The organism is Streptomyces sp. CB02261 (assembly GCF_001905665.1).
Classification (GTDB): Bacteria; Actinomycetota; Actinomycetes; order Streptomycetales; family Streptomycetaceae; genus Streptomyces.
In genome coordinates, this window is sequence record NZ_LIVX01000004.1 from 229,292 (window position 1) to 249,467 (window position 20,176).

At 72.6% G+C, this 20,176-nt stretch carries 22 protein-coding genes and 1 tRNA gene; 13 read left to right on the plus strand and 10 right to left on the minus strand.

Going from position 1 to position 20,176, the window contains the following annotated elements; all coding sequences use genetic code 11:
• Nucleotides 1-21: 21 nt before the first annotated feature.
• From AMK29_RS14430 to AMK29_RS14455, 6 genes are all read left to right on the plus strand, one after another.
• Nucleotides 22-543, plus strand: coding sequence for an isochorismatase family protein (locus AMK29_RS14430; RefSeq protein WP_073812650.1), 522 nt, complete (start codon nt 22-24; stop codon nt 541-543).
• Complete coding sequence (locus AMK29_RS14435) at nt 540-923, plus strand: hypothetical protein (protein ID WP_073812651.1); 384 nt, start codon at nt 540-542, stop codon at nt 921-923. The genes AMK29_RS14430 and AMK29_RS14435 overlap by 4 nt, the downstream gene beginning before the upstream one ends.
• Nucleotides 924-1,096: 173 nt before the next feature.
• On the plus strand, nt 1,097-2,041 hold the full coding sequence (locus tag AMK29_RS14440) for a beta-ketoacyl-ACP synthase III (RefSeq protein WP_073812652.1): 945 nt from the start codon (nt 1,097-1,099) through the stop codon (nt 2,039-2,041).
• 143 nt (nt 2,042-2,184) lie between these two features.
• Nucleotides 2,185-2,739, plus strand: a complete 555-nt coding sequence (locus tag AMK29_RS14445) for a hypothetical protein (protein WP_073812653.1) — start codon at nt 2,185-2,187, stop codon at nt 2,737-2,739.
• 173 nt (nt 2,740-2,912) lie between these two features.
• A complete protein-coding gene (locus tag AMK29_RS14450) occupies nt 2,913-3,557 on the plus strand; it encodes a class F sortase (RefSeq protein WP_073812655.1) in 645 nt (214 codons plus the stop codon).
• A 259-nt stretch (nt 3,558-3,816) separates the two neighbouring features.
• A tRNA-Leu gene (locus AMK29_RS14455) sits at nt 3,817-3,904 on the plus strand.
• Nucleotides 3,905-3,961: 57 nt separating this feature from the next.
• Here the strand turns inward: AMK29_RS14455 and AMK29_RS14460 are convergent.
• From AMK29_RS14460 to AMK29_RS14470, 3 genes are read right to left on the minus strand one after another with little or no spacing between them, the layout of a single operon-like run.
• On the minus strand, nt 3,962-4,687 hold the full coding sequence (locus tag AMK29_RS14460; protein WP_073812657.1) for a class I SAM-dependent methyltransferase: 726 nt from the start codon (nt 4,685-4,687) through the stop codon (nt 3,962-3,964).
• A 34-nt stretch (nt 4,688-4,721) separates the two neighbouring features.
• On the minus strand, nt 4,722-5,213 hold the full coding sequence (locus AMK29_RS14465) for a hypothetical protein (RefSeq protein ID WP_079196888.1): 492 nt from the start codon (nt 5,211-5,213) through the stop codon (nt 4,722-4,724).
• Entirely contained in the window at nt 5,207-5,641 is a 435-nt protein-coding gene (locus AMK29_RS14470) for an ATP-binding protein (protein ID WP_073812663.1), read from the minus strand. The genes AMK29_RS14465 and AMK29_RS14470 overlap by 7 nt, the downstream gene beginning before the upstream one ends.
• A gap of 271 nt (nt 5,642-5,912) precedes the next feature.
• On the opposite strand from AMK29_RS14470, the gene AMK29_RS14475 reads away from it, so the two are divergent.
• The 3 genes from AMK29_RS14475 (at nt 5,913) to AMK29_RS14485 (ending at nt 7,918) form a co-directional block, all read left to right on the plus strand.
• A complete protein-coding gene (locus AMK29_RS14475; RefSeq protein ID WP_073812665.1) occupies nt 5,913-6,788 on the plus strand; it encodes a helix-turn-helix domain-containing protein in 876 nt (291 codons plus the stop codon).
• Nucleotides 6,789-7,025, plus strand: coding sequence for a DUF397 domain-containing protein (locus AMK29_RS14480; RefSeq protein WP_015037566.1), 237 nt, complete (start codon nt 6,789-6,791; stop codon nt 7,023-7,025).
• Nucleotides 7,026-7,099: 74 nt separating this feature from the next.
• Complete coding sequence (locus AMK29_RS14485; protein WP_073812668.1) at nt 7,100-7,918, plus strand: SAM-dependent methyltransferase; 819 nt, start codon at nt 7,100-7,102, stop codon at nt 7,916-7,918.
• A gap of 100 nt (nt 7,919-8,018) precedes the next feature.
• Here AMK29_RS14485 and AMK29_RS14490 read toward each other — a convergent pair whose 3' ends face one another.
• Both AMK29_RS14490 and AMK29_RS14495 read right to left on the minus strand, forming a co-directional pair.
• On the minus strand, nt 8,019-9,911 hold the full coding sequence (locus AMK29_RS14490) for a M64 family metallopeptidase (protein WP_073812670.1): 1,893 nt from the start codon (nt 9,909-9,911) through the stop codon (nt 8,019-8,021).
• A gap of 69 nt (nt 9,912-9,980) precedes the next feature.
• Complete coding sequence (locus AMK29_RS14495; RefSeq protein ID WP_073812673.1) at nt 9,981-11,324, minus strand: 6-phospho-beta-glucosidase; 1,344 nt, start codon at nt 11,322-11,324, stop codon at nt 9,981-9,983.
• 113 nt (nt 11,325-11,437) lie between these two features.
• On the opposite strand from AMK29_RS14495, the gene AMK29_RS14500 reads away from it, so the two are divergent.
• Nucleotides 11,438-11,881, plus strand: coding sequence for a YchJ family protein (locus AMK29_RS14500; protein ID WP_073812676.1), 444 nt, complete (start codon nt 11,438-11,440; stop codon nt 11,879-11,881).
• Between the two features lie 3 nt (nt 11,882-11,884).
• On the opposite strand, the gene AMK29_RS14505 is transcribed toward AMK29_RS14500, so the two are convergent.
• From AMK29_RS14505 to AMK29_RS14515, 3 genes are all read right to left on the minus strand, one after another.
• Entirely contained in the window at nt 11,885-13,981 is a 2,097-nt protein-coding gene (locus tag AMK29_RS14505) for an MDR family MFS transporter (RefSeq protein ID WP_073812679.1), read from the minus strand.
• Between the two features lie 62 nt (nt 13,982-14,043).
• Nucleotides 14,044-14,295, minus strand: a complete 252-nt coding sequence (locus AMK29_RS14510) for a hypothetical protein (RefSeq protein WP_073812682.1) — start codon at nt 14,293-14,295, stop codon at nt 14,044-14,046.
• A 398-nt stretch (nt 14,296-14,693) separates the two neighbouring features.
• Nucleotides 14,694-15,752: an ATP-dependent DNA ligase gene (locus AMK29_RS14515; RefSeq protein ID WP_073812685.1), complete on the minus strand. Its 1,059-nt coding sequence runs from the start codon at nt 15,750-15,752 to the stop codon at nt 14,694-14,696.
• A gap of 52 nt (nt 15,753-15,804) precedes the next feature.
• Here AMK29_RS14515 and ligD point away from each other — a divergent pair, with 52 nt between their 5' ends.
• Together ligD and AMK29_RS14525 are read left to right on the plus strand one after the other, a co-directional pair.
• A complete protein-coding gene (gene ligD, locus AMK29_RS14520) occupies nt 15,805-16,827 on the plus strand; it encodes a non-homologous end-joining DNA ligase (RefSeq protein ID WP_073812687.1) in 1,023 nt (340 codons plus the stop codon).
• Nucleotides 16,828-16,943: 116 nt separating this feature from the next.
• Entirely contained in the window at nt 16,944-17,861 is a 918-nt protein-coding gene (locus AMK29_RS14525; protein ID WP_073812690.1) for an alpha/beta fold hydrolase, read from the plus strand.
• A 48-nt stretch (nt 17,862-17,909) separates the two neighbouring features.
• On the opposite strand, the gene AMK29_RS14530 is transcribed toward AMK29_RS14525, so the two are convergent.
• A complete protein-coding gene (locus AMK29_RS14530) occupies nt 17,910-18,575 on the minus strand; it encodes a TetR/AcrR family transcriptional regulator (protein WP_073812693.1) in 666 nt (221 codons plus the stop codon).
• A gap of 178 nt (nt 18,576-18,753) precedes the next feature.
• On the opposite strand from AMK29_RS14530, the gene AMK29_RS14535 reads away from it, so the two are divergent.
• Nucleotides 18,754-19,005: a WhiB family transcriptional regulator gene (locus AMK29_RS14535; protein WP_382615684.1), complete on the plus strand. Its 252-nt coding sequence runs from the start codon at nt 18,754-18,756 to the stop codon at nt 19,003-19,005.
• A gap of 81 nt (nt 19,006-19,086) precedes the next feature.
• On the opposite strand, the gene AMK29_RS14540 is transcribed toward AMK29_RS14535, so the two are convergent.
• Entirely contained in the window at nt 19,087-20,061 is a 975-nt protein-coding gene (locus AMK29_RS14540) for an acyl-ACP desaturase (RefSeq protein ID WP_073812696.1), read from the minus strand.
• Nucleotides 20,062-20,176: the final 115 nt, after the last annotated feature.

The following is a 20,176-nucleotide window of genomic DNA, read 5'->3' on the forward strand; positions in this document are numbered from 1 at the left end:
CCGGGCCGCTACGGTGCTCCCATGCCCGCACTCGAACCCGGCCGCACCGCGCTCGTCCTCGTCGACCTCATGGAGCGCATCGTCGCGCTGCCCCTCGCCCCCCGGCCCGGCACCGAGGTCCTTGCCGCGGCCGCCCGGCTCGCCGACACCTTCCGGGCCGCCGGCGCCCCCGTCGTCCACATCCGCGTCGAGCGGCCGAACGTCGACCGCCAGCCGCCCGGCAGCGACCTCGTCCCCGACCTCGTCGAGAACGGCGACCCCGTCGTCGTCAAGCGCACCATCGGCGCCTTCCAGGACACCGGACTCCACGAGCTGCTCACCGGACTCGGCGCCACCACCCTCGTCCTCGGCGGCATCGCCACCAACCTAGGGGTCGAGTCCACCGCCCGCGCCGCCGCCGACCACGGCTACGACCTCGTCTTCGCCGAGGACGCCATGACCGCGCTCACCGCCGACGAGCACCACGCCTCCGTCGCCCTCGACTTCCCCCGCCTCGGCACCGTCGCCCCGGTCTCGGCGATCACCCTGGACGGCCCCGCGTGACCCCCGTCCCGATACGGTACGGCGCCCGCCCCTGCTCCCTCGTCGTCTGCCGGGGCTGCTGCTGCGGCGACGCCCGCAAGAACCCGGGCACGGACCACGCCGGCCAGCTCGCCCGCCTCCGCGCGGCCGCCGCGGCCTCCGGCGGCCGGCTCGCCGTCCGTACCAGCGACTGCCTCGGGCCCTGCGCCCAGGCCAACATCGTCGTCGTCCAGCCCTCCACCGAAGGCCGCCGACGCGGCGGACGGGCCGCGTGGGTCGCGTTCACCCTCGACGAGGACTCCCTCGACGACATCCTCGCCTGGACGGCGGCCGGCGGCCCCGGCATCGCCGCGCCGCCGGCCACCCTGGCGCTGCAGATGATCGACCCGCCGAAGAACTGATCGGGCCCCCGGCTCCCGCCCGGCACCCCGGAAGCCGTGCCACGCCCGGGGCCTTGTCACGGTCGGCCAAGGGGTGCGGGTGAATCTTGGTGGTTTACGTCAGCGGTTACCCATCAGTCGCTGGCAAGACTGGGGGATCCTGCCGACGATCGAACCACCGAGGGGGTCCCGGGATGACCGGCACTCGCATTGCCGCGCTCGGGCACTACCAGCCCGCCAAGGTGCTCACCAACCACGACCTCGCCGCACTGGTCGACACCGACGACGCCTGGATCACCAGCCGGGTCGGCATCCGCACCCGGCACGTCGCCGGGCCCGACGAGCCCGTCGACGAACTCGCCGCGCACGCCGCGGGCAAGGCCCTGGCCACGGCCGGGCTCACCCCCGACGACATCGACCTCGTCCTCGTCGCCACCTCCACGGCCATCGACCGCTCGCCCAACACGGCCGCCCGCGTCGCCGCCCGCCTCGGCATGACCTCGCCCGCCACCATGGACCTCAACGTGGTCTGCGCCGGGTTCACCCACGCCCTGGCCACCGCCGACCACGCCGTACGGGCCGGCGGAGCGCGCCGTGTCCTGGTCGTCGGCGCCGACAAGATGACCGACGTGACCGACTGGACGGACCGCACCACCTGCGTCCTCGTCGGCGACGGCGCGGGCGCCGCGATCGTCGAGGCCACGGAGTCCGACACCGGCGCCATCGGACCGGTCCTGTGGGGTTCCGTCCCGGGCATGGGCAACGCCGTCCGGATCGAGGGCACCCCGCCCCGCTTCGCGCAGGAGGGCCAGAGCGTCTACCGCTGGGCCACCCAGCGGCTGCCCGCCCTCGCCCGGCAGGCCTGCGAGCGGTCGGGGATCGCCCCCGAGGACCTCGCGGGCGTGGTCCTGCACCAGGCCAACCTGCGGATCATCGAACCGCTCGCCGCGAAGATCGGCGCCGTCAACGCGATCGTCGCCCGCGACGTCGTCGACTCCGGCAACACCTCGGCCGCCTCGATCCCGCTCGCCCTCGCCAAGCTCGTCGAACGCGGTGAACTGGCCTCCGGCGCGCCGGTCCTCCTGTTCGGGTTCGGCGGAAACCTCTCGTACGCGGGTCAGGTCGTCCGGGTTCCCTGACGGCGGCGGGTCGCAACCCGTTCGGCGGGGCCCGGTGGCGGCGCGCCGGGGGCGGACCTAGCTTCGATCGCGGTGAGGGTCGTCGCCTTCCGGCACGGAATCGCTCCGCGGCCGGGCCCTCCCGGGATCTGGAGGACACCGCCATGCGCGCGATACGTGCCGCCGCCGCAGCCCTGCTGAGCGCCGCCGCCGTGGTCGCGGTCGCGCCGGGGGCCCTGGCGGGCGAGGAGAAGCCCGACGTCACCTCGTTCGGTTTCTCCGTCAGCCCCGAGACCGTCGCCCCCGGCGGCACGGTCACCCTCACCTCCGAGGGCTGCGAGGTGCCGTCGGTGAGCGTCACCTCCGGTGTCTTCGACACCGTGACCCTGGAAGAGGGCCGTCCGGGCACCGCGACCGTCGACTTCGACGCCAAGGCCGGCGCCCAGTACGAGATCACCTTCGACTGCCAGGGCGAACGCGGCACGACCACCCTCACCGTCGCCCAGGCCGACACCGGCGGGAAGACGACCGGGCACGACGACCGCACGCAGGTCGCGGCGCACAAGGGCGTCAAGGCCGGCTACGGGACCGTCGCCGCATCCGAGGCGGAGTCCGACGGCCTCGGCGTCGCCGAGGTGGTCACCGGCGTCCTGCTCATCGCGGGGGCGCTCGGCGCCGCCGTCGTCCTGATCCGCCGACGCGGCGCCGACCGCATCTGACGGCCGGGAACCGGGGGCCTCCGTCGGCCCCTCCGCCCCGGTGTGACGAGGTCCGGGGCGGAGGGGCGCCATGCCCACCGGCGAGGACGCGAGGAGGGACCCGGGTCGGCCGGGCCGACGGGGCGGTCGAAGATGACGGTACGGAGCGGTGGAGCGGAACGGGGCGGTCGTACGTGACAGGGTGGGCGGACGGTACGGGACGGCGCGGCGCCTGGGGTGTCGTGGCCGTGGTCCTGCTCGTCGGCGTCCACCTCGTGCGCGGCGGTACGGAGGAACTCCGTCCCGCGGGCCCGCCGCAGCCCCTCGCCGCCGCCGCGCCCCACGGCGACCGGGCGGCCGCCGTGCCCGTACCCGGTCCGCTGCCCCCGTCCACACCCGTACGGGTCCGTGTCCCCGCCGTCCGGATCGACGCGCCCGTCACCACGGTCGGGCTCGACGCCGACGGCTGGATCGAGGCCCCGCCGCCCGAGGACGACCGGCTCGCGGGCTGGTTCAGCGGTGCCGTCACGCCCGGCGAGCGCGGCACCGCCGTCGTCGTCGGCCACGTCGACGTCCCGAGCGGACGGGCCGTCTTCCACGACCTCGGGGCCCTCGGCAGAGGAAACCGGGTGGAGATCACGCGCCGCGACGGACGGACCGCCGTCTTCGCCGTGTACGGGGTCGAGGTCGTCCCCAAGGAGGGCTTCCCCGCCGAACGGGTCTACGGCGACGCCGGCGTCCCCGAACTCCGCCTGATCACCTGCGGCGGCACCTTCACCGAGGAGAGCGGCTATGCCGGGAACGTGGTGGTATCGGCCCGCCTGGTGCAGGTCAACTGACCTGACGGACTCCCGGGCGGAGGATTGGCCTGGACCGCGTGGAGGTCGCAAGGTTGCCTCCACGGAGCCGGCGTCGGGGGGCGCCGGGCTCCCCACCCCGCCACCGACCGCGCACGGGGGCGAGCGGTCCGTGACGGGTCCGGGGGAATCGGGTCGCCCCACCCCACTGACCACGGAAAACGTGGGTGAAAGGCGCCTCGAACCCCTGGTAGAGTTACATCTGTCGCCGCGAGGGAAACCCCGAAGCGACAGACACCTTGTCCGGGTGGCGGAATGGCAGACGCGCTAGCTTGAGGTGCTAGTGCCCTTTATCGGGCGTGGGGGTTCAAGTCCCCCCTCGGACACCAGTGGAAATGCCGGTCGATCTTCGGATCGACCGGCATTTCGCGTATGCGCGCCCTCGATCAGGCCGTTCGCTCCTGGGGCTTCCGTGCCACCACGAGCCGGCACCGCGGGCTCCCGTCCTCCCTGCGGCCCAGGGTCTCGACCGGGGTGAGGGAGACGTCGAAGCCCGCCTCCCGCAGTCGGCCGCGGACGTCCGCGAGGCGGAAGGTGCGGTAGTACATGACGAACGGCGGGCGCCACACGGCGTTGCGGACGCGCATCGCCGCGTCGAAGCCCCACAGGATCCAGTAGAGGCGGGATCCGACCGGCGGCGGGGCCGGCAGGGGGAAGGCGAAGGTGCCCCCGGGGCGGAGGGAGGCGTGGACCTGGCCGAACAGGGTGCGCTGGGCGTCCGGGAGGAAGTGCCCGAAGGCGCCGAAGCTGACCGCCAGGTCGAAGACCGGGGCGAAGGGCAGGGCCAGGGCGTCGGCACGGACCAGGTCGGCGCCGGGGTGCGCGTCGCGGGCCCGGCCGAGCATGCCCGTACTGAAGTCGACGCCGGTGACCCGGCCCGCGCAGACCGCGCGGAGGACGCCGAGCCCCGCGCCGGTACCGCAGCAGACGTCGAGCCCGGAGTCGAAGGGCCCGAGGGGCTCCAGGGTGCGGGTGACGGCGGTCAGCAGTCGGTCGGAGGTACGGAACGGGGTCGCGTCGAAGGCGTCGGCGAGGAGGTCGTAGCCGTGCTCGACCGAGGAGAGGCCCTGGACGGCCAGCTCGCGGAGGCTGGGACCCTGCGGGGTGAACATGCTCCCGACCCTATGCCGTCCGTGGCCCCCGCGGTCAGAGCGTGCTGCCCACCTGCGGCGCCGTCCAGGACGGTGCGATCCCCGTCAGCTGGCAGACCAGCAGGTAGAGGGGGATCGGCGGGGTGTACGGCGAGGTGCCGTCGGGGTGGTGGATGAGGCGCGGCCGGCGGTCCGGGATCTCGGCGCCCGGCGCGTAGCAGCCGGGCAGGGGCCAGGCCAGGTCGTGGTCGGAGCCGGCCGGGACCAGCCACCACCACCAGTCGGCGTCCGCGTAGACGCAGCCCTTGGCGGGGAGGCGGGAGAGGATCTTGAAGCCGAAGCGGGCGGGGACGCCGACGGCGTCGCAGCCGAGGCCGGTGTGCAGCCCGGCGGGGACGGTGAGCCGGGTGGCGCCCAGTTCGCGAGGGCGGCCGGCACCGGAGCGGAGTCCGGAGGAGAGGCGGGGCTCCTGTGCGCGGCCGGAGCCGGGGGACCTGCGGGTCCCGGGGAGCAGCGGGATCATGCGGGTGGCCCTCGACCTCAGCATGGTTCCCCCATGCCGTGGGCCAGTTCCGCCCAGACGACCTGGGCCGTACCGAGTCCGGTGCGGTCGGCTCCCCAGGCGGTGCACAGCGCGTCGACGATCAGGAGTCCGCGGCCGCGCTCGTCCTCGCCGCAGTTGTCGCGTATGCACGGTCCCGCCGGGCCGCCCTCGTCCCGTACGGCTATCCGCAGGGTCTCCTCGTCCTCGCGGATCTCGCAGACCACCCGGCCGCTCGCGGTGTGCACGACGGCGTTGGTGACCAGCTCGGAGACGACCAGGGACACCGTGTCGCGGATGCCGGGGCCGCAGCCCCAGAGGATGAGCCGCTCCTCGGCGAGTCTGCGGGCCCGTGCGACCGAGGCGGTGAGGGCGGGGAGCTCGAAGGCGAACCGGCGGACGGAATCGGCGTGCGGCAGTGGGCGCTGGGCCATGACCCTGGGGGCTCGAGGACTCAAGAGACCTGAGGGCTGCGCGTTACCAGAAGCCACGACCGGTTCCTCACAACAGTGGGCAGGACTGCCGTACGGCGCTGTCGCCGTGGCTGGGTGGCGCACGGCGGCAGCGTGTACTGGTTCACCGGAACACTGTCCTCCTGAGTCGGACACTTGGCAAGTGGCACTCTGAAAATTGCAGAGTGCCGTGTTCTCAGGGGCCCTGCTTCGTGGCACACTCATCGAAACAGTGCGTCGGGGAGGTCTGAGAGTGAGCGAGCCGCGGTCCGCCCCCACGGTGGGACAGGTCGTTCTCGGGAGGCGCCTGCAGGATCTGCGGGAGCGTGCCGGCCTGAAGAGGGAAGAGGCCGCGAAGATCCTCCGGGTGGCCCCGGCCACCGTCCGGCGGATGGAGACCGCCGAGGTCGCACTGAAGATCCCGTACGTGCAGCTCCTGTTGAAGGAGTACGGGATCACGGACTCCGAGGCGGAGGGCTTCATCGCCCTCGCGGAGGAGGCCAACCTCCCCGGCTGGTGGCAGCGGTTCCACGACGTGCTGCCCGGCTGGTTCTCCATGTACGTGAGCCTGGAGGGGGCCGCCAGCCTCATCCGGGCGTACGAGCCCCAGTTCGTCCCCGGCCTGCTCCAGACCGGGGACTACGCCCGCGCCATTCTGCGCAGCGGGGCGGTCGGTGGCGGCAGCGATGCCGACAAGGAAGAGGAGACCGAACGGCATGTAGCCCTGCGGATGGAGCGCCAGTCCCTGCTGACCAGGGAGGACGCCCCGAAGTTCTGGGTGATCATGGACGAGACGGTCTTCCGCCGACCGGTCGGCGCCGGGCCCGAAGTGATGCGCGACCAGCTCGACCGGCTGCTCGAAGCGTCCGAGCTGCCGAACGTCACCCTGCAGATCGCGGAGTTCGCGTCCGGCCACCACCCCGGCACCTACGGACCGTTCGTCCTCTTCCGCTTCGCCATGCCGGAACTCCCGGACATGGTCTACAGCGAGTACCTGACCGGCGCCGTCTATCTCGACGCGCGCCCCGAGGTGGCATCCCACCTGGAGGTCATGGACCGCATGGCGGCTCAGGCCGCGACTGCACAACGCACGAAGGAGATCCTCCGGGACCTCCGCAAGGAGCTGTGAATGGATCGCATATACAACGGCATGCCCGCCGCTGAGCTCGGTGCCGAGGGTTGGCACAAGCCCTGGAGCGGCGGGAACGGGGGCAACTGCGTGGAGGCCATGAAGCTGGCCGACGGCAGAGTCGCCGTGCGACAGTCCGCAGACCCTGAAGGACCCGCGCTCATCTACACCCACGGGGAGATCGCCGCCTTCATCCAGGGGGCAAAATCCGGTCAGGCTGACTTTCTCCTCACCTGACCCCTTCCGCCCCGGCCCTACCGTCGCGTAACTCTTGCGGCAGCGCCACTCGTTCATCCCGACCAGGAGAGCCGATGACCCAGGACCCGACCGTCCCGCGGAGTGAGATCCGCATCGACACCAGCACGCCCCACCCGGCGCGCATGTACGACTGGTTCCTGGGCGGCAAGGACAACTACCCGGTCGACGAGGCGATGGCCCGCCAGCTGCTCACCGTCGACGCCCGGGGCCGGGACATGGCCCGCGTCAACCGGGCCTTCATGCACCGCGCCATCCGCTGGCTCAGCGCCCACGGCGTCCGCCAGTACCTGGACGTCGGCACGGGCATCCCGACCGAGCCCAACCTGCACCAGATCGCGCAGGAGGCCGCGCCGGAGTCCCGCATCGTCTACTGCGACAACGACCCGATCGTGCTCGCCCACGCGGCCGCGCTGCTGCGCTCGACCCCCCAGGGGGCCACCGAGTACATCCAGGCGGACGCCCGCGAACCCGAGATCATCCTCGAAAGGGCCGGTAAGGTCCTTGACTTCGATCAGCCCATCGCGCTTTCGATGCTCGCCCTGCTGCACTTCGTCGGGGACGAGGACGGCGCGTACGAGCTGGTGTCCAAGATCGTCGACAAGCTCGCCCCGGGCAGCTATCTGGTCCTCTCCCATGTCACCGGGGACTTCGACCCCGAGGGCGCGGCGAAGGCGGCCGCGATGTACAGGGCGCGCGGCCTGACCCTGCGGCCCCGCTCGCGGGACGAGCTGGCCGCGTTCTTCGACGGCCTGGAGTTCGTCGAGCCCGGCGTCTCGCTCACCGCGGAGTGGCACCCGGAGCTGGGCGAACCCGTCCCGGTCATGGGCGACGAGCCCATCCCGGGCTGGGCGGGCGTGGCGCGGAAGCCCTGACCCCGCCCCTGCGAACGGCGCGAACGGGCCCGCGGACCGAGGAGGTCCGCGGGCCCGAGCCGTCTCCGCGAGCCCGCCCGTCTCCGCGGGCCGACCCGTCTCAGCGTCCCGGCGGCACCAGCGTCACCAGGAAGCTCCGGGCCGGGCCCACGTTGCCGGCCGCGTCGATCGTGCGGTACTCGATCCGGTGCGTGCCGAGGTCGGGGGTCGCGTCGTCCCACGGCACGGCCCGGCTCCGGCCCAGCTTCCCGTACACCAGGCCGTCGATCACCGTGCCGGCCGGCGTGAAGCGGAACGGCGCGTCGGCGTCCGTCGGCCAGCCGTAGTACGTGTACCAGCCGTCGCCGTCCACCCGGAACTGGCTCACCACCGCGCCCTCCTGGTCGTCACGGGCGGTCAGCCGCATGGTGAACGGGCCGTCGTGGACGTACTCCACGGGCCGCCCGGGACGCCGCACGGTACGCAGCGGTTCGGACAGTTCGTACGCGGCCGTGGCCGGACGGGCGTCCACCGTCCAGGTCAGCTCCTCGTCCCCGCCGGCGAGACGCGCCGTCAGGGTATGGGTCCCGGGAGCGAGGCGGAGCCGGCGCAGGTCCAGGTCGCGGTCGCCGGGACCGGTCGCGACGGGACGCCCGTCGAGCCGCCACCGTACGGCCGGAACGCGGTCCACCGGGTGCGTGGTGTCCGCGTGGACGACGGTCCGGGCCCCGACGGGCGAACCGGTGGGGGTGTGGCCGGTGAACGCGGCCCGGGTCCCGTCCCGCACGGTGGTGAGGGACGGGTCCACCGTCCAGCTCACGGTCCGGGTGAGGGCGGCGGAGGCGCGGACCGCCGGGTCGCGGACGAAGGGCGTCGGGTCGGTGACCGTCGCCGTCAGGGTGTGCGGGCCGGGGGAGAGCCGCAGCCTCCGCAGGTCGACCGTGCGGGCGCCGCGCGCGGGAAGCGTCCGCCCGTCGAGGCGCCAGGTCACGGAGAGCGCGCCGCCCAGAGGGTGCAGGGTGTCCACCCACACCGTCCGGTCCGCCCCGATGGACGAGGTGTTCGGAGTGTGGTCCTGGACCAGGTTCACCTTGGCGGAGATCGCCTGGACCATGACCTCGCGCTCCACCTGGTCGAAGGCGTAGCCGAGGGTCTTCATGAGCGAGTGCCGGCTCGGGCGCCAGACGCCCTTCGTGCTGTACAGGCCGCCCTCGTGCCGTCCGATGACCCCGCCCGACTCGCTCTCCTCGCCCAGCCAGCGCCACCACTTGGCCCGCTGCTCCCGCAACTGGTCCTCCGTGAGCAGCGTGTGGTGGGCGGAGGAGGGCTCGGGGCCGGACCAGGGGCCGCCGGGGACGCCCCGCGCGTAGTAGTCGTACTCGTCCTGGAGGCCACCGAGGGAATGGCCCAGCTCGTGCGGGGTGATGAGCGCGGAGAGCGCGTTGCCGCCGGAAGCGGTGGCGTAACCGCCGCCCGCGCCCCCGTAGGTGGAGCTGTGCGCGAGCGCCACGACCTGCCGGTTGGCGCGGCTCGTGCCGGGGACGAGATCGGCGAGCTCCGCGGCCTTCCTGCTGTCGACGGTCAGGAGCCTCTGCACGCTGTCCGGGTCGCAGCCGCCCCAGAACCCCATGTCGAGCGCGGTGTCCCGGGCCGGGGCGTCCAGCCCGGGGTCGCAGTCCACGCCCGACTCGGCCGAAGGGGCCTCCACCGCCCACACGTTGACGTACGAGCGGTACGAGGCGAACGGCTCGATGCTCCACAGGGTGTTCAGATGCCGTTCGAGGTCCGCGCGGAACACCGGCATCTCCGCCGCGGTGTAGCCGTCGCCCATGAACACCAGGTTGAACCGCCGGTCCGCGGGCCCGGTGGTCTGCACGGGGACGACGACCGGGCCGTCCCCCCGCGTCGGCGTCTCCGCCGCCGCCGGTACGGTGCCCACCAGCCCGGCGGCCAGCAGACAGGCGGTGACGAGGCGGGCCACCTCTCGTCGAACACCTTTGTTCTGTGAGGTCATGGGGCGCGAGCCTAGGCCGCGCCCCCGGTGCCGTAAAGGTGTTCGTCAGCCGTACAGGCGGGTGTCGGCTCAGCGTCGCAGGTACGCCAGACCCGGGTGCTCCGCGGTGTAGCCGTCGACGAGCCGGCGGGCCACGGCCACCGAGTCGACGAGCGGATGCAGGGCGAAGGCCTTGACGGCGGTCGCCCGCGAGCCGCTCTCCGCCGCGGCGAGGACCTCCCGCTCCACCGCCTTCACCGCCGTCACCAGACCGACGGCGTGGTACGGCAGCGGCGACACCGACACCGGATGGGCGCCGTTCGCGTCCACGAGGCAGGGCACCTCGATCACCGCGTCCGCGTCGAGCGCGGCGAGCGTCGAGCCGTTGCGCACGTTGAGGATGAGCGTGGTCCGCTCGTCGCGCGCCACCGCCCGCATGAGGGCAAGGGCCACCTTCTCGTAGCCGCCCGACTCCAGGTCCTCCTCGTCGCGCTCCCCGGTCCCGGCGGCCTCCCGGTTGGCCGCCATGTACGTGGCCTCCCGGTCGGCGAGCGTACGGTGCCAGGCGGCCAGGGCGGGGGTGTCGGGCTTCCCCATCTCCTGGTAGAAACCGGCCTGCTGGTCACGGAGGTAGGCCCCGCGCGTCCGCTCGGCCGTCCGGTAGGCGTGCACGGCCTCCCGGTTGAAGTAGTAGTAGTGGAGGTACTCGTTGGGGATCGCGCCGAGCGACCGCAGCCACTCCGCACCGAACAGCCGACCCTCCTCGAACGAGCCGAGCGCCTCCTCGTCGGCGAGCAGCCGCGGCAGCTCGTCGCGGCCACCGATCCTCAGCCCCCGCAGCCAGCCCAGGTGGTTGAGGCCGACGTAGTCGATCCAGGCCTCGTCCGGGTCGGCGCCCAGGACGCGGGCGACCCTGCGGCCGAGCCCCACCGGGGAGTCGCAGATCCCGATGACCCGGTCACCGAGGATCCGGGACATCGCCTCCGTGACCAGGCCCGCCGGGTTCGTGAAGTTGATGACCCAGGCGTCAGGCGCGACTTCGGCGATCCTCCGGGCGACGCGCACCGCCACGGGCACGGTCCGCAGCCCGTACGCGATGCCGCCCGCCCCCACGGTCTCCTGGCCGAGCACGCCCTCGGCGAGCGCGATCCGCTCGTCGGCGGCCCTGCCGTCGAGTCCGCCGACCCGGATCGCGGAGAAGACGAAGTCCGCCCCGCGCAGCGCCTCGTCCAGGTCGGTCGTCGCCGTCACCCCGGGCGCGTCCCGCACCCCCTCGCCCTGCTCCGCGAGGACCCGGGCGATGGCCGAGAGCCGCCCCTCGTCGAGGTCGTACAGGGTGACGTGGGTGACCCGTCCCTCGGCGTGGTCGCCGAGGAGAGCCCCGTACACCAGCGGCACCCGGAACCCGCCGCCTCCGAGAATCGTCAGTTTCATGCTCGTACGCTACTCGGACGGGCCCTCCGGGCAGCGGGAACCCGGACCGGCGTCCACGGCGGCGTCCACATGCCGGGCGCGGCCCCCCGAGCCGGGTGGGGAACAATGGCGGCATGTCCCGTCGCAAGCCCCGCCCCCGTACGACCGCCGCCGCGGCCCCCGCCGTGACCCCGTCCTCGCCCTGCCCCTGCGGACTCGACGCCCCCTACGGCGCGTGCTGCGGCCGGTTCCACGCGGGAACGGGCGGCACCGCGCCCACGGCCGAGCTGCTCATGCGCTCCCGGTACAGCGCCTTCGTCGTCCGTGACGAGGCCTATCTGCTGCGCACCTGGGCGCCCGAGACGCGTCCGGACGAGGTCGACTTCGACCCGGGCCTGCGCTGGACCGGCCTGGAGATCGAGGAGGCCACCGAGGGGACGGCCTTCCACCAGCGCGGCTCCGTCACCTTCACGGCGCGCTACGTCCACGACGGCGAGCCCGGTGCGCTCGGCGAGCGGAGCCGCTTCGCCCGCCACGAGGGCGCGTGGGTGTACGTGGACGGGGACGTCGCCCCATAGGGGTCAGCGGGCGCCCGCCGACACGGGCGACCGGTCGCGGGGGAGGCCGGTCGCGAGGTCCTCGGCGACGATCCTCTTCGCGATGGCGTCCGTCGCCACCCGCAGCTCGGGGCCGCTGGGCCGGCCGCGTTCCTGCTCGACGCGGTCGGAGAGCCAGTCGCCCCACGCGTGCGTGATGACGTCCGCCTCGCGCTTTCCGGCCGGTGTGTGGGAGAGCAGACTGCCGTCGCGGGTGAGGAACCCCTCGTCGACCATCCGGTCGAAGACCGGCAGGAGCACCTCGGGCGGGACCCGGCGGCCCGCCGAGATCAGGCCCAGACTCGCGTGCCCGACCGTCCGGGTGAAGAGCTCGACCTGCATGACCGCCCACGCCCCGGCCATGTCGAGCCGTGTGTCGGAGGCGGCCACGATCCGGCGGGCGGTGTCGAGGTCGGCGCGGCGCAGGATCCGGCCGACGGACAGTTCGAGCAGCTTCGCCGAGTCGCCCGACATGGTGGGGGAGGCGAAGCCGTCGCCCATGTCGGGCGCGGCGGCGCGGGCCGAGTCGCGGAGCGTCACCTGTTTGAGGAAGAGCGCGACGACGAAGCCGACGGCGGCGACCGGCACGGTCCACAGGAAGACGGTGTGGAGGGTGTCGGCGTAGGCGTGGACGATGGGCTCCGCGATCGCGTCCGGCAGGGCGTGCACTCCGGCCGGGCTCTGCGCGGCCTGTGCGAGTCCGGCGGGGTCCACGCCGAGGCTCCCGGCGACGACGGAGGCCTCGCCGACGCCGGCCGCCAGGTTCGGTTGCAGGGAGTTGACGTAGATCGTGCCGAAGACGGCGGTGCCGAAGGAGCTGCCGAGCGTACGGAAGAAGGTGACGCCTGAGGTGGCGGTGCCGAGGTCGGCGTAGTCGACGGTGTTCTGCACGGCGATGGTGAGGACCTGCATGCACAGGCCGATGCCGACGCCGAGCACGAACATGTACAGCGACGCGAGCCAGGTACTGGTCCCCGGCTCCATGAGCGACAGCAGGTAGAGGCCGAGGCCCATCACCAGACAGCCCGCGATCGGGAAGATCCGGTAGTGGCCCGTCTTGCTGACCACGTTGCCGCTGAAGACCGAGGCGATGAGGAGGCCGACGACCATGGGCAGCGTGCGGATGCCGGAGACGGTCGCCGAGTCCCCGTCGACGTACTGGAGGTAGGTCGGCAGGAAGGTCATCGCACCGAGCATGGCGAAGCCGACGATGAAGCTCAGCACGGAGCACACGGTGAAGACGGGGTTGCCGAACAGCCGCATGGGCAGCATGGGTTCGGCGGCCCGGGTCTCCACCCAGCAGAACAGGGCGAGGGCGATGACACCGCCGGCGAAGAGGCCGATGATGACCCCCGAGCCCCAGGCGTACTCGTTGCCGCCCCAACTGGTCGCGAGGATCAGGGCGCTGGATCCGGCGGCGACGAGCGCGATGCCCGCGTAGTCGATGACGGGCTTGCTCGCCGAGCGCACCGAGGGGATCGTGCGGGCGGCGGCGATGACGACGAGGACGGCGATGGGCACGTTGACGTAGAAGGCCCAGCGCCAGCTGAGGTGGTCGGTGAACAGGCCGCCGAGGAGCGGGCCGATGACGGTGGAGACCCCGAACACGGCACCGATCGCGCCCTGGTACTTGCCGCGTTCGCGCAGTGGGATCACATCGGCGATGAGCGCCATGGAGGTGACCATCAGACCGCCGGCGCCGATGCCCTGCAGACCGCGCCAGACGATGAGCAGCGTCATGTTCGTGGCGAGTCCGCAGAGGAACGAGCCGGTGATGAACACGACCGCCGAGATCTGGAAGATCACCTTGCGGCCGAAGAGGTCGCCGAACTTGCCGACGAGGACCGTCGCGACCGTCTCCGCGAGCAGGTAGGCGGTGACCACCCACGACATGTGGGCGGCGCCGCCGAGGTCCGAGACGATCGTGGGCAGCGCGGTGCCGACGATCGTCTGGTCGAGCGCGGCGAGGAGGACACCCAGCATGATCGTGCCGAAGACGATGTTGCGGCGGCGGCGGTCGAGCACGGGCGGCTCGGGGGCGGCGGCCGGGGGCGCGGGCGCTGCGTCGCTGGTCGTGGTCACTCTCGCAGCGTCACACCGGCCCTGTGCGGGTGCATGCGGGGGACCGCCGAACGGGCGGACCGTCAGGAGGTGACGGGCAGCTTCGGGTGGTGCTTGGCGAGGATCTTGTTGGCCCGCGCGAGCGCGGCGAGGGCGTGCTCGCGGTCGGCCCGGTCCTCCGCGCACAGCGGCCCCCGGAACCGGTACACCTCGCGCACCGCGCAGTCCGCGTCGACCTCGGCCTGGAGGACGTGCAGCGGCAGACAGGAACCGATCAGCGCGGCCACGCGGTCGGGGATCGGCACGGGTACGAGGCGCGAGGGCGAGGTGATCACGGTTCAGTCCTAGTGGATCGGGGAAGGGCAGGGAAGAGTGTTCTCTCCATACGTACCGGATGCCCGTACGGGTTCCGGTACGGCGATGTCGCGGCGCTGCAACGACGGGGGAGCGCCCACGACGGCGCGCGCGGGAGCCGGGGTCGGGGACCGGCCGGGGACGCCGGGCGGACGCCGGGGCGTTCCCGCAGGTACGGGGCCGGGTGGCCGTCACCGTATTGCGCAGCACCCCTGTGTATCACCCGGGTGTGCGGCGAACGCATGCTCGGCGCGGGAGTGTTGGGGCGCCGTCGGCGGCCCAGGGAATGTGAAGCATCTCACTCAGCGGAATGGCATCTTCCGGACAGCCGCCGACCTGATCCGTACGAACACCGGATCTTTCCGGACGGCCGCCGCTCCTACCGGAGGATCTCCGACAGGTCGTACGAGGCCGGCTCGTCCAGTTGCCCGTAACCACAGGACTCCGGCGTGCGGTCCGGGCGCCACCGCTTGAACTGCGCCGTGTGGCGGAAGCGGTCACCCTCCATGTGGTCGTACCCGACCTCGCAGACCCGCTCGGGCCGCAGCGCCACCCATGACAGGTCCTTCTTCCCCGACCAGCGGCTCGGCGCCCCCGGCAGCCGCGCCCCCTCGTGCGCGGCCTCCTCCGCCCACGCCGCCCACGGGTGCCCGTTGGGCGGGTCCATCCGCAGCGGCTCCAGCTCCTCGACCAGCTCGGCCCGCCGGGCGGCGGTGAACGCCGCGCACACGCCGACGTGCTGGAGCGCGCCCCGGTCGTCGTACAGCCCGAGGAGCAGGGAGCCGACCACCGGCCCGCTCTTGTGGAAGCGGTACCCGGCCACCACGACATCGGCTGTCCGCTCGTGCTTGATCTTGTACATGAGCCGGGCGTCGGGCCGGTACGGCAGGTCGAGGGGCTTGGCGATCACCCCGTCGAGGCCCGCCCCCTCGTACTGCTCGAACCAGTGGCCGGCCAGTTCGGCGTCGTGGGTCGCCGGGGCCAGGTGGACCGGCGCGTCGACCCCGGCGAGCGCCCGTTCCAGAGCTTCCCGGCGAGCACTCAGGGGGGTGTCGAGCAGGGAGGCGTCCCCGAGGGCGAGCAGGTCGAAGGCGACGAACCGGGCCGGGGTGGTCTCGGCCAGCATGCGGACCCGGGAGTCGGCCGGGTGGATGCGCTCGCTGAGCCGGTCGAAGTCGAGCCGGCCCTCGTGCTCGATGACGATCTCCCCGTCGACCACGCACCGCTCCGGCAGCCGGGCCGCGAGCGCCTCGACCAGCTCGGGGAAGTACCGGGTGAGCGGCTTGCCGGTACGGCTGCCGATGACGAGCTCCGGTCCGTCCCGGTGCACGATCGCCCGGAAGCCGTCCCACTTCGCCTCGTACTGCATCCCGGGCGGAATCCGCTTCACGGACTTGGCGAGCATCGGTTTCACGGGCGGCATCACCGGAAGATCCATGAGGCGATTGTCCGGTATGCGGGAGTTGTCTGCGAGCCCTAGGCTGACCCGCATGGCAGGCAAGGCGGCAGCGGTGGAGTTGGAAGTCGGCGACCGGACCGTGCGCGTGTCCAATCCGGACAAGGTGTACTTCCCCGAACCCGGCTACACGAAGCTCGACATGGTCAGCTACTACCTGGCCGTGGGGGACGGCATCACCCGCGCCCTGCGCGACCGGCCGACCACCCTGGAGCGCTACCCCGACGGGGTGACCGGCGAGTCGTTCTTCCAGAAACGCGCGCCGAAGTACCTGCCCGACTGGATCCCGACCGCCCACATCACCTTCCCCAGCGGACGTTCGGCCGACGAGATGTGCCCCACCGAACCGGCGGCCGTGCTCTGGGCCGCCAACCTCGGCGCCGTCACCTTCCACCCCTGGCCGGTACGGCGGGACGACACCGACCACCCCGACGAACTCCGCATCGACCTCGACCCGCAGCCCGGCACCGACTACGCCGACGCCGTCCGGGCCGCCCACGAACTGCGCTCCGTCCTCGACGAGCACGGACTGCGCGGCTGGCCGAAGACCTCCGGCGGGCGGGGGCTCCATGTCTTCGTGCCGATCCTGCCCCACTGGACCTTCACGCAGGTCAGGCGGGCGGCCATCGCCTGCGGCCGGGAGCTGGAGCGGCGGATGCCGGAGCGCGTCACCATCAAGTGGTGGAAGGAGGAGCGCGGCGAGCGGATCTTCGTCGACTACAACCAGACGGCCCGGGACCGCACCATCGCCTCCGCCTACTCCGTACGCCCGCGCCCGCACGCCCCGGTCTCCGCGCCGCTGCGGTGGGAGGAGGTCGACGACGCCGTGCCGCAGGACTTCGACATCAGGAAGATGCCGGTCCGGTACGCCGAGGTCGGTGACGTGCACGCCGACATGGACGGCGAGCGGTTCAGTCTGGAGTCCCTGCTCGAACTGGCCCGGCGGGACGAGGCGGACCACGGCCTCGCCGACCTGCCGTACCCGCCGGAGTACCCGAAGATGCCGGGCGAGCCGAAGCGCGTCCAGCCGAGCCGGGCGAAGAAGGAGACCGGCTGACCGGAGGGCGGACCGGCGCTCTCCGGGTGGGCGCCGGCCCGCCTCCTCTTCGAGCCTAAAACAACACGAACGGTCGTGCTAGCATTTTCCCACTAGGACGACCGAGGAGATCCGGCATGTACCCGATGGCTCCACTCATCCGCACCGCCCTGAACGCCACCGCCCGCCTCGCCCCCGGAACGGCCGGACGCCTGGCCTTCCACCTCTTCGTCCGCCCGCTCGGCCGGGCCCGGGTCAGACCCGGGGAAGAGGCCCTCCTCGCCACCGCCCGCACCGGACACCTCCAGGTCCGGGGCAAGGACGTCGTCACCTACACCTGGGGCGACGGCCGACGGCCCGTCCTCGTCGTCCACGGCTGGTCCTCCCGCGCCTCGCGCCTCACCGCGCTCACCGAGGCGCTCCTCGCGCGCGGCTACAGCCCGGTCGCCTTCGACGCGCCCGGCCACGGCGACTCCTCCGGGCGGGCGAGCAACATCGTCGAATACCGGGAGATCATCCGGGAGTTGCACGCCCGGCACGGCGACTTCGACGCCGTCGTGGCGCACTCCTTCGGCGTCCTCGCCGCCCTCTTCGCCCTGCGGGACGGCGTCCGCACGGCCCGCTTCGTCGGTCTCGGCGGCGTCGGCTCCTTCGAGCTGCTGCTCGCGGGGTTCCGGGCCGGACTCGGCCTGGACGAGCGGGTCCTGCGGTGCATGCGGGACCATGTGGAGCGGCGGATCGCCCCCGACGAGCCCGGCATCTGGGACCGCTTCGACGCCGACCGCGACCCCGCCGAACTCGGCGCGCCCGTCCTGCTGTTCCACGACGAGGACGACGACATGGTGCCCCTCGCCCAGTCGCGCCTCCTCGCCGGAGCGCACGGCGACCGGGCCCGGCTCGTCGTCACCCGAGGACTCGGCCACCGCCGCATCCTGACGGACCCGGAGGTCGTGGCCGCGGCGGCGGATTTCCTGGCGGGGGAGGCGGGCGAGGCATGGGAGGTCCGCACGGCTCGCGCGGGCGAGGCCGTGGTCGACCGGGTGACGGCCGGCTGAGGACGGGGTGAGGGGCGGCCGAGGAGGGGGTGAGGGGCGGACCGGCGGCTAGGCGGCGTCGCCCATGCCGGCCAGGCCCCGGTCCGTGGCCTCGGCGCGCAGGCGGGCCGTGATGCCCCGCTCGGCACGGGCGTAGGTCCGGGTGTCGCCGAAGAGCACCGACTGGGCGTTCGCCGCCTCCATGAGCGCGATCACCTCGAACGCCAGCTGCTCCACGTCCAGGTCCGCCACGAAGTCGCCCGCCGCCCGCGCCTCCGTCAGCGCCCGCTCCATATAGGCGGTCCAGTCGTGGCGGGTCCGGGCGACGGCGTCGTGCACCGGACCGGTACGGGCGTCGAACTCGGCCGACACCGCGTAGAAGAAGCAGCCGCCGGCGAAGACCCGGTCCGAGGAGTACGCCAGCCAGTTCCGGCACAGCTCGCGCACCCGGCGCGCGCCCGGCGGCACGTCCTCCAGGGGCGTGACCACCCGGTCGGCGAAGACGGCGACGGCCGCCCTGACCGTGGCGAGCTGGAGCTCCTCCTTGGAGCCGAACAGTGCGAAGACGCCGCTCTTGCTCAGGTTCAGCTCGGTCGCGATCCGTCCCAGGGAGAGACCTTCGAGGCCCTCGACCGAGGCGATGTCCATGGTCCGGCCGAGTACGAGACGCCGGGTCTGGTTGCCGCGTTCGACGCGTCCGTCCGTCCGGGTCCCGGTGCCGCTGCTGCCGCTCATGCGCCCATCGTACTGACCGCACGACCGTACGGACATCTTCGCGCCGCCGGGCGGGCCGTACCGCTACCGGGCCGAAACGGACCGCTGCTGTCGGGTATGCGCCATTGATCGAACGTTGATGGCGCGTTTACGGCAGTACGACAGTGTGACGGTCATGCAGATGGACATGCGGAGGGATATGGACATGGAGACCGACGTGCTGACCGCCCCCGACCTCGCCTGGCGCGAGGACGCCCTGTGCGCCCAGGCTGGACCGGAGTTCTTCTTCCCGGCCCCCGGCTCGTCGACGCGCGAGGCGAAGCAGCTGTGCGGGGCGTGCGAGGGGCGCCTGGCGTGCCTGGAGTACGCGCTGAGCCACGATGAGAGGTTCGGGGTCTGGGGCGGGCTCTCCGAGAAGGAGCGCGTACGGCTCAAGCGACAGAGCCGCTGAGCCCCGGCGCGCCCCCGTCGGCAGGCCGCCCCGTGGCTGCCGCCCGGCCCTCGTCGCCCGGCGGCCGCAGTCGCCGGTGGCTCAGCCGGCGGCGCGCGCGGCCATGCGTGCCTTGCGGGCCGCGAGCTTCTCGTCGAACTTGCTGGCCTCGCTGTCGAGCCCGTTCATGTACAGGCCCAGCTCCTCCTGCGCCTGCAGGCCGTCCGGACCGAGTCCCTCGATCTGGAGGACCTTGAGGAAGCGCAGGACGGGCTGGAGGACGTCGTCGTGGTGGATGCGCATGTTGTAGATCTCGCCGATCGCCATCTGCGCCGCCGCCCGCTCGAAGCCGGGCATGCCGTGTCCGGGCATCCGGAAGTTGACCACCACGTCCCGCACGGCCTGCATGGTCAGGTCGGGGGCCAGCTCGAAGGCCGCACCCAGCAGGTTGCGGTAGAAGACCATGTGCAGGTTCTCGTCGGTGGCGATGCGGGCGAGCATCCGGTCGCAGACCGGGTCGCCGGACTGGTGGCCGGTGTTCCGGTGCGAGATGCGGGTCGCGAGCTCCTGGAAGGCGACGTACGCCACGGAGTGCAGCATCGAGTGCCGGTTGTCGGACTCGAAGCCCTCGCTCATGTGCGCCATCCGGAACTGCTCCAGCTTGTCCGGGTCGACGGCGCGCGAGGCGAGCAGGTAGTCGCGCATCACGATGCCGTGGCGGCCCTCCTCGGCGGTCCAGCGGTGCACCCAGGTGCCCCAGGCGCCGTCGCGGCCGAAGAGGCTGGCGATCTCGTGGTGGTAGCTCGGGAGGTTGTCCTCGGTGAGCAGGTTGACGACGAGGGCGATCTTGCCGATGTCGGTCACCTTCGACTGCGACGGGTCCCAGGCCTCGCCGTCCTCGAAGAGACCGGGGAAGTTCCGGGCGTCGGACCACGGCACGTACTCGTGCGGCATCCAGTCCTTGGTGACCTTGAGGTGCCGGTTGAGCTCCTTCTCCACGACCTCTTCGAGCGCGAAGAGGAGCCGGGCGTCGGTCCACTCTGCCGAGCTGTTGAGGTGGGGAGAGGTGAGCGTCACGGAGACTCCTGGGGACGGAGGGAAGCGGCATACGGAAATACCTACGGATTCGTAGGTTACGAAACCGTAGGTTAAGCCTCCGTAAGGCGTCGGCCAAGCCCGTCCCGGGCGATGT